Annotated in this window: 14 protein-coding genes; 9 read left to right on the top strand and 5 right to left on the bottom strand. The window is 38.7% G+C overall.

The window, feature by feature from the left end; genetic code table 11:
• Positions 1-252: 252 nt before the first annotated feature.
• Genes RMZ95_RS33500 through RMZ95_RS33510 form a run of 3 tightly spaced genes read right to left on the bottom strand, consistent with a single transcriptional unit; the run spans position 253 to position 2,510 of the window.
• Positions 253-906 carry an N-6 DNA methylase gene (locus RMZ95_RS33500; RefSeq protein WP_322684001.1) on the bottom strand — a complete coding sequence of 218 codons (654 nt, stop codon included), beginning with the start codon at positions 904-906 and terminating at the stop codon, positions 253-255.
• Positions 906-1,760, bottom strand: a complete 855-nt coding sequence (locus RMZ95_RS33505) for a hypothetical protein (protein WP_322684000.1) — start codon at positions 1,758-1,760, stop codon at positions 906-908. Before RMZ95_RS33505 ends, RMZ95_RS33500 begins: the two co-directional genes overlap by 1 nt.
• Positions 1,761-1,808: 48 nt before the next feature.
• The gene (locus RMZ95_RS33510) at positions 1,809-2,510 is read right to left on the bottom strand and encodes a hypothetical protein (protein WP_322683999.1); all 702 of its coding nucleotides are present in this window, start codon (positions 2,508-2,510) and stop codon (positions 1,809-1,811) included.
• 193 nt (positions 2,511-2,703) lie between these two features.
• Between RMZ95_RS33510 and RMZ95_RS33515 the strand changes: the two genes are divergently transcribed.
• Genes RMZ95_RS33515 through RMZ95_RS33525 form a run of 3 tightly spaced genes read left to right on the top strand, consistent with a single transcriptional unit; the run spans position 2,704 to position 3,743 of the window.
• Positions 2,704-3,030, top strand: coding sequence for a DUF5674 family protein (locus RMZ95_RS33515; RefSeq protein ID WP_322683998.1), 327 nt, complete (start codon positions 2,704-2,706; stop codon positions 3,028-3,030).
• Positions 3,027-3,389 (top strand): hypothetical protein, encoded by a 363-nt coding sequence (locus tag RMZ95_RS33520; RefSeq protein ID WP_322683997.1) that lies wholly within the window; start codon positions 3,027-3,029, stop codon positions 3,387-3,389. Before RMZ95_RS33515 ends, RMZ95_RS33520 begins: the two co-directional genes overlap by 4 nt.
• A 6-nt stretch (positions 3,390-3,395) precedes the next feature.
• Entirely contained in the window at positions 3,396-3,743 is a 348-nt protein-coding gene (locus tag RMZ95_RS33525; RefSeq protein WP_322683996.1) for a hypothetical protein, read from the top strand.
• A gap of 55 nt (positions 3,744-3,798) precedes the next feature.
• Here RMZ95_RS33525 and RMZ95_RS33530 read toward each other — a convergent pair whose 3' ends face one another.
• Complete coding sequence (locus RMZ95_RS33530; protein ID WP_322683995.1) at positions 3,799-6,387, bottom strand: DEAD/DEAH box helicase; 2,589 nt, start codon at positions 6,385-6,387, stop codon at positions 3,799-3,801.
• Between the two features lie 474 nt (positions 6,388-6,861).
• On the opposite strand from RMZ95_RS33530, the gene RMZ95_RS33535 reads away from it, so the two are divergent.
• The 6 genes from RMZ95_RS33535 to RMZ95_RS33560 all read left to right on the top strand — a co-directional run bounded on the left by RMZ95_RS33535 (position 6,862) and on the right by RMZ95_RS33560 (position 12,396).
• The gene (locus RMZ95_RS33535; RefSeq protein ID WP_322683994.1) at positions 6,862-8,427 is read left to right on the top strand and encodes an ATP-binding protein; all 1,566 of its coding nucleotides are present in this window, start codon (positions 6,862-6,864) and stop codon (positions 8,425-8,427) included.
• A gap of 6 nt (positions 8,428-8,433) precedes the next feature.
• Complete coding sequence (locus RMZ95_RS33540) at positions 8,434-10,104, top strand: WD40 repeat domain-containing protein (protein ID WP_322683993.1); 1,671 nt, start codon at positions 8,434-8,436, stop codon at positions 10,102-10,104.
• Positions 10,105-10,108: 4 nt separating this feature from the next.
• A complete protein-coding gene (locus tag RMZ95_RS33545; RefSeq protein WP_322683992.1) occupies positions 10,109-11,212 on the top strand; it encodes an ATP-binding protein in 1,104 nt (367 codons plus the stop codon).
• Between the two features lie 382 nt (positions 11,213-11,594).
• On the top strand, positions 11,595-11,825 hold the full coding sequence (locus RMZ95_RS33550) for a hypothetical protein (protein WP_099100473.1): 231 nt from the start codon (positions 11,595-11,597) through the stop codon (positions 11,823-11,825).
• A complete protein-coding gene (locus RMZ95_RS33555; RefSeq protein ID WP_409884475.1) occupies positions 11,806-12,087 on the top strand; it encodes a type II toxin-antitoxin system YafQ family toxin in 282 nt (93 codons plus the stop codon). The genes RMZ95_RS33550 and RMZ95_RS33555 overlap by 20 nt, the downstream gene beginning before the upstream one ends.
• 81 nt (positions 12,088-12,168) lie before the next feature.
• Positions 12,169-12,396, top strand: a complete 228-nt coding sequence (locus tag RMZ95_RS33560; RefSeq protein ID WP_409884470.1) for a hypothetical protein — start codon at positions 12,169-12,171, stop codon at positions 12,394-12,396.
• 182 nt (positions 12,397-12,578) lie between these two features.
• On the opposite strand, the gene RMZ95_RS33565 is transcribed toward RMZ95_RS33560, so the two are convergent.
• Entirely contained in the window at positions 12,579-12,896 is a 318-nt protein-coding gene (locus RMZ95_RS33565) for a hypothetical protein (RefSeq protein WP_409884472.1), read from the bottom strand.
• Positions 12,897-12,936 lie beyond the last annotated feature (40 nt).

Consider the following 12,936-nt stretch of genomic DNA (forward strand, 5'->3'; position numbering starts at 1 on the left):
AAGTCCCGCAAACAGTATTAACGACTATTTTAAGTTCTAGATTAGAAAATAGCTATAGGAATCTGACTTAAATCTTACTAAGTATACTGAGGCTTTAAACTCTATGATGCAAGGCTTCTATTTTCTCAGTTTTTCAAAAATTAGATAGGAATCCTATAGTAGCTAAAGTAAGTCTGCAAATTCATGAGACACGTCCTTAATTTCCCCATATACTGCATAGATAACTTTGACGGCGCGAATAGACAGCAAGTGCTATTTATCAACATTATTTTGCCATACTTCTTTGATAAACTTTTTGAACTCTTCTAGAATCACAGGTAAATCACTATCAATTTCTTGGGTTTGTTGCCCATTTGTAATTGAACGAAAGAGACGACGACCTCTACTATCAAAACCAATTTTATCTGCAACTGCCATAAAGATTGAGTAATCTTCTGGTATTGGTAAATCCCAACCTTTGCGCTGAAGAATCAAAAAGCTGGTGATAATTCCTAATCCACATTCTACCTGAAAGTTTTCTGTAGGTAACTGAATGGAAGCAATTAGCAAAGCCATGTCTTCTAATAGCCATCGGCGAAAGTGTGCTTGGTTAGATGAAGACAGAATTCCATTAGATACCAAGATACAGACTATTTCACCAGGTTGCAATTGATTTAAACACTGTTCTACAAATAAGCACTCTTGTTCTACTTGGGTTTTCAACTTGGATGTAATCACGTAGTTTCCATCTCCGTGTTTTATCCATTTATAAGCCATCTCAAATCGGGCTAGTTCTGAATCGGAAGTGAGATTAATTTTGCAATAGGGAGGATTGGCAATGGCTACAGTAGGCAAGGAAATTGGCAGAGGAGGATTACTGACACAATTTTGAAATAGTTGTTGCCATTCAATAATTTGAATTTCCATCAAAATAAACTTCCTTGCAACAGATTTTCTGCTTTAGTATTCTCATATCTGATACCATTAATTAGCAACCTATTATTTAGCTTAGTTTGACGTGTTGATGCGGGAGTCTCATACTTTAGATTTGGTCGGATAAAAGAAATACCCTTGCCAGTCAGGGTGTCTCCGATGACTAAATCTCCACCCAAACTAGGAATAGGCAATGCCAAGTAGGGAGCGTAAAGCATGAAGTTTAAACTTGCTATTTTTATTAGTAGCGAATCCCACTCCCAGCCTGTCAAACTGATGGCATAATTGGACATTTCCAATGCTAATCTTCCTGTACCAAGTGCTGGTTCATATATATGAAATGGTGCTATTGCAGCAGAACTGTCAACTGATGCAATAGCCATTGTCCTGGCTGTCCAAGTAGGAGTAGGATAGAATTTAGCTGTTGATTGTCCATAACGATTAGCAGCCAACAAATGACCGAAGTAATCGAAGGGACAAGAAATCAAAAGCTTCAGTTCCAGTTCTTGAATAAGACGATTGCTCGCACCGTTACATCCCTCTGGCTCATGAGGCAATTTAGCAATACTGGGATGCCCTAGAGCATAAAGTAACCAATCAGTGAAATAGGGAATAAATCTGGAAGGACTGCCACATCCACCTTTAGGAATAGATTGCAGACAGCTTGAGAGCATCTGTAAAACTTGAGGATGTCCTAAGTCTAAAAACTCAGTTTGTGGTATTTCTGTAGGCAGTTCTCCAGTTTCCATTGTCCATCGCCATTGCTCCCACCTACCTTGATATTCATCATCTAATTTCAGTAGTTTTGATAGTAGCCATCCATGCTCAAAAGTTGATTTGAGTACCATTGGAGTTATCTGTAATAAACATTTGCCAATGGCAGAGGCATTAGCCTCTTAAATCTTGACTTCTGGAATAGCTTCTAAATTGACCATTGACGATAACTCAGGAATGACTATATTTGATTGTGATTTGTTATCTGGAGATTGAGTCAGTAGTTTAATTAACCATTTTTCAGTCTGCATCTGATCCTTTTTATTCCAGCGTACATTTAATCTTTGGGCTGGTTTAACAGGATGTAATGCTAAAATTACGAGTTGTATTTGGTTAGGAGTAACTGAGTATTGTCTAGCCGTAGTCCACAACTTTACCTGGTCTTGCCAGCTTAAATATGGATGGCGTATAGCCCATTCATAAAGCCTGGGAATACCTTGTTTAAATGCTAGATTTGTTAATACTTGAATAAAATGCTTATCGTCATTAATCGCAAGAGGTGCAATAACTGGATTATCGATTAGTAACTTTTTCCGAGATTTAAAAATTTCCGGTGCAAGTTCTTGTATTTGATCAACCCACTGAGCTATTTGAGGATAGGCATTTAATAAAGGTTCTATAGGAAGTCCTAAAAATAGTTGTTTCATCACCAAAGAGAAGTTATCTGCAACTATAGAGTCAAAGGCAGAGCGATTTGGATGATATTTTTGACTGGGAAATAGGACTTGTTGTTGTGTTTTAGTAATTTGTTGAATATCGGCAAGATTAATTACTGGCATGGTGGAGAGAATATAACATCTCTCCCATGCAGCGGTAAGCTGCAAATTAACTACTTCGATTAATCATGCTTCAATACAGATATACAGCGTATTGTGGGTTGCAGGAAGTCCAGTTGCAGGAAGTAGAAAATTTAGTTACAAAGCTACGCACCAATTGGGTTTTAATGTTGATAGTTGAAAGCTGATGTAATTAGGCAAGATAGCCAGGGCAACCGTATGTTTAATAGGAGTAAGTTTTTTGATTGAGATTATTAGAGTTCGTGCTACACCGGAGCAAATTGAGCAGATGCTACAAGAGTTAAAATTTTATATTAAGGTAGCGGTAGATATTGAGCAGCGGATTCTGGCTGGGGGAGGTGAAATGCACTTTTACTGTGAACAGGCATTGCTAGAAGATGGCAGTAAGCAGAGTGATATTTGGGCTGCTAGTTTTAGACCTGACACACAACAGATAATCTATGAGTCTATGGTTAATCTCCGTCCCCGACAGAATCGTTCAATGGAAATTATGGACGTTAAGATTAGAGATATTGTTGCCGCAATTATTATGGAGTTTCTGGGATGAATAGTGGCTTAACTTATGAGCAAGAAACCTTTGTGCAAGATAGTATTCCTGTTAGATTGGAAAAATTGGCAACTAATTTAGCACGGATAAGTCAAATTTTCAGTGAGTCTACACATGAGGATGTGGTCAAAAGCCTGATTAGAGAGACTATGTATTTTCTTGAGTGGATAGCCCCAGATATAGATATTGACAATGCTTTTGAGTTAGCAAATTTAGGAAGGTTTCTTACACGCTGGCTGTTTAACTGGGAACAAGCTTGGAATGACACAGATGCTAAAAACCAGATTATTCAAGAACTTGGCACTTGGTCAGACAGTGTTTTGCAAATGTCAAAATTACCTGCTGTACAACAATCCTAATTGATAATGACTCAATCCCAACCTCCATTACCACAACCCAAACTCGAAGGATCTGGTATTACCTCTGACCAGTATTTTGAGTTTACTCCAGAAAAACTAGAACTGAGTAACGGATATTTGGGTTACGGTGGACAAGACCAACTTGGGTTTCATTTGTCTGTTCTCACCAACATGGGATTGTTGACAGCAGTTCGACATACAAATTTGTCGCTGTGGCTAGAAGCACTCAAAGGTGTGGTGAGGGAAAAACTACCGACTGTCAACGCCCAACCAGAAGTAGCAGAAGCAATGCTCAATCGATTTAATCGAGCGATCGCAGACTTGGAGGCAGTGATAGAGTATCTGGGACATTGACACTCTCTTGGCTGCGAAACTAACGCAAGCGCTCAGTTTCACAGTCAGGAGAGTGTTAAACATCAGGTGTAGCGATCGCATCTAACAACAGTAATCCCATTTGCTTCAATAAAGCAGTGTTACCATCAGGGCAACCATGTTGAATTAGGCACTTGGCACAGCCAGTATCGCAGTTGCAATCTCGTGCGATCCGTCCAGCAGCACCAGCAAGTTTTGGCAGATGTTTAAACACAGCTTCAGCCGCACCATTCCCGCCGTCACTGGTATCATAGAAATACCCTGTGTAATTGTTATTTTCCCCTAACTCCTTCACTACTGTAAAATTCACCTGTTTTGAGTCAACTCTAGCCACCAGCTGTAACGCTCTCATAATTTGATGCCCGAAGCTGTGGATAGCAATCAAGGTACTGGAATATTCCCACAACTGTTGATAGCCAGGGGGAATCGGTTCTCCACTGCGGGTAAGACTAGTTCTAGTTTCCAAGGCATTGTGCTGGAGATATTCTCGCGCACTTGAGTTTATCGCTACTTTGACCATTGGTGCTGAAAATTGAGTACGGAAAGGCTGCTCAAATTTTTCTTCTGACAGGGTTTTCACAATTACAGCTTTGCGTGTGAGTTTGCTACAAAGCGGACAACGACGTTCTTTAGGTAGCGGCTCTTTGTAGTTAAGACACCGCTTGTTCAAACAAGTCTGCTCATAAATTTGGGTCATTAAACTGTAACCACTGGTAATGTGCTTAACTTCTCCAAAACTCAGTTCCAGGGTTAAGTATTCCTGACAGTCTTCAACTTCACGATCTGAAGAAAACAGCAATGGTAACTTCACCGGATCTGTCAGCACTGTTAAGCTACTGGTTTCTGATTCCGTAACTGCAACTGTAAACAGTGAGCTATCTGCTGTTTGTTTTAAAATTGCTTGCTTGCTGTTCAAGTCAAGGGAGATGCACTGATAAGTCAGCATTCGTCCATTGGTATCTTGTCGTTTGTAGATGGCTTGGGGATGGACTTCTCGGTGAGCAATATCTTCTGAGATTTCCTCTAGTTCTTCGCCAGATTCTGCATCTACTAGCTTGATGGTAGTTTGGGATAAACCACCTCGAAAGTTAACATCTTTATGGGGATAACCCTTTGCCCACAGTCCATTACGACCTTTATTTAGATGCCCTTGGGCTAACAGGAGTTTTGCTACCTCGTAAGCTGCTGTGCCAAAGTAGTGCTTGATTTTATTAGTAGGAATACCAGTTTCTGCGGCTGCACACATCAAATGTTTAGCAGCAAAGATGGGATATTCGTCATTAAAGAAGACTTCCTCAGCTTCTGGCGATATCACCATTTCTGGATGTTCTGCTACATAGCAGTCAATGGGATTGAGAGCATTGGGAAGCAGCACTGTCAGTCCAGACTGAGAACGTCCGGCGCGGCCACTGCGTTGCTGGTATGCCATTTTGGAACCAGGCCAGCCACGCAAAATGCAACATTCTAATTCTGGTAGGTCAATACCAGCTTCTAATGCTTCTGTGGTGATAATCCACTTAATCGTGCCAGACTGGAGTTGGTCAACTACTTCTGCCCGACGCTCAGAAGTAATGCCACTGTAGAAAGCGGCTATTTGGTTTGATTTGAGTAATTCTGTTAGTTCCCGCACGCTGCGACGGGAGTTACAAAAGGCGATACCTGATTTACCTTGATTGAGTAAAAATTGAATTATCCGAGCGGTATCACCAGTTAGATTGTAACTGGGCTGAGTGATTATTATTTGTCTAGATGGTGAAGCGGCTCCACTTTTGCGAATCCAAATCAGGGGTTTGGGGTTGAGTTTAGTTGGTTTTAAGCCGGAGATTTTCAGAGCCAGTTGTTTAGGATTACCACAAGTGGCACTCAGGAAGATAAATTGCAGTTTCTTGGAGTCACCACCGTAATGATCTACTGCTAGTTTAATGCGACGAATCAGCCAGGACATATTTGCGCCATAGCTGCCTGAGAGGGTATGAGCTTCATCAATCAGCACATAGCGTAATCGCTGATAAAAGTTTGCCCAATGCGCGGATTTCCAGGCTTGCTTGAGTTGAAAGTGGATTAATTCTGGTGTGACACCTAATATATGCGGTTCACTCTTGAGGATTTGTTCTCGTTTTTCTGATTTGACATCTCCAGTGATCATTGCCAGTATAGGTCTGGATTGTGTTGGTATGGTAGAGAGTAGTTCAGAGATTTTGTGGAACTGGTCTAGTGCTAAGGCTCGTAGTCCATAAAATGCTAATGCTCGATGTTCTTCATTGATACAACCTTCCAGAATGGCGGGGTATGTGCTGAGAGTTTTGCCACTGGCTGTGGGAGAGGTGAGGATTAAACTTTTACCTTGTCTAATTGCTTGTAAGGCTTGAAGTTGGTGAGAGTAAAGTTGGATGATTCCTAATGACTGAAGTGCTTTAATTAATTTATTTGGCAGGTCATTAGGGATATTTTTCAGATTAGGTTCTTTGGCAGGGATAGTCTGTTGCCAGAGTAAATCTTCACCTAGAAATTCAGTAATATCTGTTGGTTCAGTAGGATGGTTATTTGAGTTGGAATTTTCTGTAATGGGTGTACTAGGTGGTGTCCAAAAGCTCTGAAGTAATAAACTATAATTGGGCATGGTCATAGTCGTAGTCTTCGCTCATTGCCCTAAAAAATCCCCCATTGGGGGAGTGATGCTAAATCTAGATTTCGTTGACTTGAAGGCTAACACTATTGTAATTTTGTAATGATACCGCTAAGTCCAGATGTACCAAAAGTGACGCAAACAAGGACAGAATAGAAAGGATTGGATACAGCAACACTAGTGTAGAAAATAACTATGTAAGTAACAATGTTAGGGTTGTAGTAACGCTAGAAAAGCTGGCAACTCATAAATGCTTGCTGCTCTTGGATTTTAGCCCTTAGCGTCAGATGAGTTTTTTCTATTTTTCTATAATAGAGATTGTTATTATACTTACCAGGAGTTATCGTAAATTTTGATAAAACGTTAAAATAAATACAACAAAGTTACGCAAATATAATATTATTCACCAGTAATTACTGTATAAATTAGTATATAATGCTTGTAATTAAAACAGTAAATTTTCGATGATAAGCCATGATAGAATTTGCCGCCATTACTTCAGTGATTAGTAAATATGCTCCTCAAGTTAGTCAACTAATCATTAAACAAGCTCAAAAAAACGAAGCTGTTATCAAAGTTTTACAAGAATTAAAACTCAATCCTACCCAAATTCCTGATGATGTTGATGGGGTTTATGCTTACACTCTGGTAAAGTATGGTGTATTTAAACCTGAAGCAATTTTAAATTTGTTTAGAGAGAAAGTAATTAAAGATGATTTTTTTACTGCTTACACTAATAATACTCCCGTTAAATTTGCCAAGAAAACAAAAGAATTTATTGATCAAAACAGTGAACTAAAAACGCAGATCATCAATGCTAAAATTAACTTTTTGGGTGAATTAGAAGAATTTGGTGAAGTGTTTATTGAAACTGCTAAAAAAACGAAAGCCTCACGATATCAGCCTTACCCAGATTGGAATTTAGATGTTTATCCTAAAGAATTTAAAGCCTTAATCTTTGAAAAAACTCGCTTATTTTGCGGTCGTGATTTTGTGTTTAAAGCTATTCAGAAATTCTTCACCACTGAAGACAAGGGTTATTTTAGTGTGATTGGTGATGCAGGGATGGGTAAAAGTGCGATCGCTGCCAAATACGTTTTAGCTACCAAATTTCCTTGTTATTTTAATATTTTTGCCGAAGGACGCAACAAACCAGAAAAGTTTTTAGCAAGTATTCGTCAACAATTAATTAAGCGTTATTCCCTACAAAATGCAGAAAATGCCGATTTAAGTACTTTATTGCAAAAAGCTAGTGAAGAACTAAAAGGACAAAAACTTGTTATTGTTGTTGATGCACTAGATGAAGTAGAACAAGAAGGAAATGGTAATCTTTTAGATTTACCACAAAATCTTCCCGATGGAGTCTATTTTTTATTGACTAGAAGAACTTATAATCAAGAAACAAAACGTTTAACTGTGTCTCCAGATACTCCTGTAAATGAATTGAATTTAACAAAAAGTGATTATACAGCCTTGAGTCAGGAAGATGTTAAAGAGTATCTTCACTTATTTTTGAATAATGATCAAAAACTAAGAAACTGGATTAATGAGCGCAATATTTCTGAGGACAATTTTACCCAGGAAATAGCTGTCAAGAGTGAAAATAATTTTATATATTTGCGATATCTATTACCTGGAATCTCTGAAGGTAAATACAATGATTTAACTTTAAAGGGATTACCACAAGGTCTTCAGGACTATTATACGACTCATTGGAATCGGATGGGAATGGATAAAGAATCCAATGAAAATAAGGTCAAAACACTGTATATATTGGTGGAAAGAGGTGAGCCAATATCTCTAAACATGATTGCGGAAATTCTTGATGAGGATAAATATGAGGTGAAATCGGTATTAAATGATTGGGTTGAGTACATAACACAGAAAATAAAAGAAGATGTAAAAAACCCTTATTATAGTATTTATCATCGCAGTTTTCTTGACTTTCTCAAAGGGCAAGACAAGCTAGGTGAAGGTCGAGTGCTATTTAAAGAAGTTAATAAAAAGATTTATGCTTATTTAAAAAAGAAGATTGGATAAATTAAAATGGGACAAATTGCTACTAAATTTGCATCTCTTGAGCTTGACGACAAACTTTTTTATCTTGACAGATTTCCCAAAAGTACCTTGAAGGTAGCTGAAGTGGAGGAGTATTATCAAACTCTCACGGATTTTGATTTTATTTATCTGAAAACTCAATATCCTCAATTTGGAATAGAAGCCCTAATTAGGGATTATTCCTTAATTGAAGAGCCTGAAATATTAGAAAACTTAGAAGAAGATGAAAAACTAGAAACCGAGCAACTCAAAACCCTCAAATTAATTCAACGTACCTTAGAGTTATCAGCCCATGTTTTGAATCAAGACCAAACCCAATTAGTAGGACAATTATGGGGAAGGTTGCAGAGTTTTCCCCAGTCAGAAATTCAGAAAATATTGGCAGATGCAGTACAAAGTAAAAGTGAAATTCCTCGATTTCGTCCCATTACAGCCAGCTTAACCACTCCAGGCGGAAACCTACTGCGTACCCTGACTGGTCATAACTCCCCAGTAAATGCAGTAGCGATCACCCCAGATGGAAAAACCGCCGTTTCTGGTTCTAATGACCGCACCCTGAAAGTGTGGGATTTGCAAACAGGAAAGGAAATGGAAATCTCTCCCCTGACTGGTCATAACGACTCAGTAAGAGCAGTAGCGATCGCCCCAGATGGAAAAACAGCCGTTTCTGGTTCACAGGACTCCACCCTGAAAGTGTGGGATTTGCAGACAGGTAAGGAAATCTCTACCCTGACTGATCATAACGACTCAGTAAGTGCAGTAGCGATCGCCCCAGATGGAAAAACAGCCGTTTCTGGTTATTATGAAAAAATAGCCTATGATCGATACGACCACAGCACCCTGAAAGTGTGGGATTTGCAGACAGGAAAGGAAATCTCTACCCTGACTGATCATAACTACCCAGTAAGAGCATTAGCGATCGCCTCAGATGGAAAAACAGCCGTTTCTGGTTGGGACAGAACCAGCACCCTGAAAGTGTGGGATTTGCAGACAGGAAAGGAAATCTCTACCCTGGCTGGTCATAACTCCAGGGTAAATGCAGTAGCGATCGCCCCAGATGGAAAAACAGCCGTTTCTGGTTCTGATGACAAGACCCTGAAAGTGTGGGATTTACAGACAGGAAAGGAAATCTCTACCCTAACCGGTCATAACGACTCAGTAAGTGCAGTAGCCATCTCACTAGATGGAAAAACAGCCGTTTCTGGTTCTTATGAAGAAATAGCCTATTATCGATACGACCACAGCACCCTGAAAGTGTGGGATTTGCAGACAGGAAAGGAAATCTCTACCCTGACTAGTCATAACGACCCGGTAAGTCAAGTAGCGATCGCGATCGCCCCAGATGGAAAAACAGCTGTTTCTGGTTCAGATGACAACACCCTGAAAGTGTGGGATTTGCAGACAGGAAAGGAAATCTCTACCCTGACTAGTCATAACTCCAGGGTAAATGCAGTAGCGATCACCTCAGATGGTAAAAAAGCCATTTCTGGTTCTTGGGACAACACCTTGAAACTGTGGGATTTAGAGGCAGGAAAGGAAATCTCTACTTTTATTGTTGAAAGTCCTATAAATTGCTGTGCTATTTCCCCAGATGGATTCACGATTTTAGCAGGAGACACATCAGGTCGTGTTCATTTCCTGCGGTTGGAAGGGGATTGATAAAATGAATAACATCAACCAAAATACAATCAATATCCCCAGATATCCCCCGGAATTTCAGCAAATTATTACTGCCAAAAATAACAACTTTGCCGGTCGTGAATTTGTCTTTTCTGCCATCAACAACTTTCTCAATCAATTTGACCGAGGCTACTTTACTATTATCGGTGATCCTGGGATTGGTAAAAGTGCCATTCTTGCCCATTATGTCAGCCAAAATCCCGGAGTTGTTTATTACAATGTCGAAATTACAGGTAAAAATCGCGTTGAGGAATTTCTGACGACGATTTGCACTCAATTAATAGAAATCGCCCAACATCAAGGTAGTCAAAATCTCAACGCTAACTTTCCTGATTCTACCACAGAAGGCAGTGGATTTTTATCGTTGTTACTGCAACAAATCAGCGATAGATTGCATCCTGAGCAAAGTTTAATTATTACTATAGATGGCTGCGACAGGATTGATATCAACAATCAACCACGCGGTTCAAATATTTTCTATTTACCCCGTTATCTGCCAGAAAAAGTTTATTTTATCCTTACTCGTCGCCCTTTTTTAGCAAACCAATTAGGATTATTAATTGAAACTCCATCCCAATCTTTAGATTTATCAAACTATCTTGAGCAAAACCGCTCTGATATCCAAGAATATCTTAAAACTTATTTAAATAAATCATCTCATTCTGAGCTTAGTGTTAGCGAAGAAAAAAATACTGGAGATGTTTCGCTCAATATGACAGAGTTAGGTTTTGATAATCATGAAACAAATTTTATGTATGTTAGGGAAATCTTAGCAGCTATTAATGAGGATATTTACCCGCCAAATTTACAACTCTATTACCAAAATCATTGGAAAAAAATGAATTTAGCAACTAGTAAACAGCAAACAATGGCTTTACAGGTGTTAAATATTTTAGTTCAAGACCAATCAATATCAATAGAAGCGATCGCAGAAAGATTAGATGCAGATGAATATGAAATCAAGATAATTTTAGACAAGTGGCGAGAATTTTTACATTTAGAATCAATAGCAGCAGAAATCCATTATAGTATTTATCATGCTAGTTTTCGTGATTGGTTGGGGCAACAAATTGAGTCTAACTTTTGAGTTTGGTATGGTACTAACCCTTTTATAGAGAAAATTTAGGGTGAAAGTATTTGAGGGTTTATTTGAAAATACTCCACCCGTTCCACAAGAATTTGATGCAGCTGTCCGTCGCAGACATCGCAGACTTAAACCATAACCAAGTTCTAAACTGTGTTATGAGAGTAGCAACAATTACAATTGACAGTAAATCATCTAGCGATGCCTGCGGCGGGCTACGCCTACGCTAATCGCTGCTTCTGCCCTCCAGAAACATTTGCCCTCACTGCGCCCGATACTGTATCATATTTTTGCGTAAATTGGCTAAATGTAAGAGGCTGAGGCAATGGAAATAGAGATTAAAATAGAGTTAGTAAAGGTAGAGTTTACTTAATTGGAAGGTTCTATGATGACTTTACAAGAAATTATTAATTCTATTGAAAGTTTGCCCACAGAAGATCGAGAGTATTTATTTGAGTTTCTTCGCCAGCAACGAATTGAGAATCGGCGGGTTGAAATTTTGGCTAATGCTCAGGAAGTGATGCAGGCTTTTAAGGATGGGACAGCTCATAGAGGAAGCGTTGATGATTTGATCGCTGATTTACTCGGAGATGATGATGGAAGTTGTCTGGAGTAGTGGATTTAAGCGGTCTTTTAGGAAGATTACAAAGAAAAACCCGCAATTAAAGAATCAAATTGTTAATGTATTAAGGCTTTTGGCAGATGATCCATTTACACCGTCTTTGAAGTCTCATAAGTTAACAGGAAATTTAGTTGGGTTGTGGTCTTGTTCTGTTGCTTATGATTGTAGAATTATCTTTAATTTGTCTGAAGATGAGAAGTTGTTAGAAATGATTATTTTATTGATTGATATTGGCAGCCATGATGAAGTTTATTAAATGGTAAAATAGAGGCTGAAGCTTGAGATGTAGAGATGGAAATGAGTCAGCAAAGTTAGGGTTTACTTTCGAGGAGGTTCTATGATGATTTTACAAGAAATTATTAATTCTATTGAAAGTTTGCCTACAGAAGAACGGGACTATTTGTTTGAGTTTCTCCGTAAAAAAAACGAGGAATCTAGAGGGGATAATTTTTGGGAGGGATTACAAAAATTTAGAAGCGTAATCCAAAGCGAAGGGATTATCTTTACTGATGATGATTTCGCTGACTTACGATATCGCAGTGTGGTCAGAGAAATTGATCTATGAGCTTGAAATAGTTACTTGATACCAATATTTTCAAGAGAGCCAGCACGTCCTATTCCTAAAATGAGAAATATAACTTGTGAAAGTTTTGTTATATACTAATATCATTATTAGTGAATTTGGATTTTAGACTGGAATCAAATATACAATCCAAAATCCAAAACTCTCAGTCAACTTTATGTTGATTAAGTTAACTTAAATAACCTGCTAACACTAAGAATTATTAGCAGTAAATCCTTACTTTCAGCACCCCTCTTAATAGACATCTCCAAATCCAGCACCATAGTCACTGCTTTAGCTAAAGCATTGATGCTTGTATTTGCTACCTCCTGACGCAAATAGTAAATGCGATTAGGATTGCTGATACTGCACAGTTGAGCTAATTCACTATCTTTTTTAATCCCAGAAATGATCGCAGATTTAACCCACAGCCAAGTTCTAAACTGCGTTAGGAGAGTAGCAACAATCACCATTAATGGTTCCGAGCGTGACAGTAATATCATGTCCGGTAAATCACTTACGATTAAGCTCCGATGTTAATCC

The sequence above is a fragment of the Nostoc sp. DedQUE07 genome, from assembly GCF_034530975.2.
In the GTDB taxonomy this organism is placed as follows: domain Bacteria; phylum Cyanobacteriota; class Cyanobacteriia; order Cyanobacteriales; family Nostocaceae; genus Nostoc.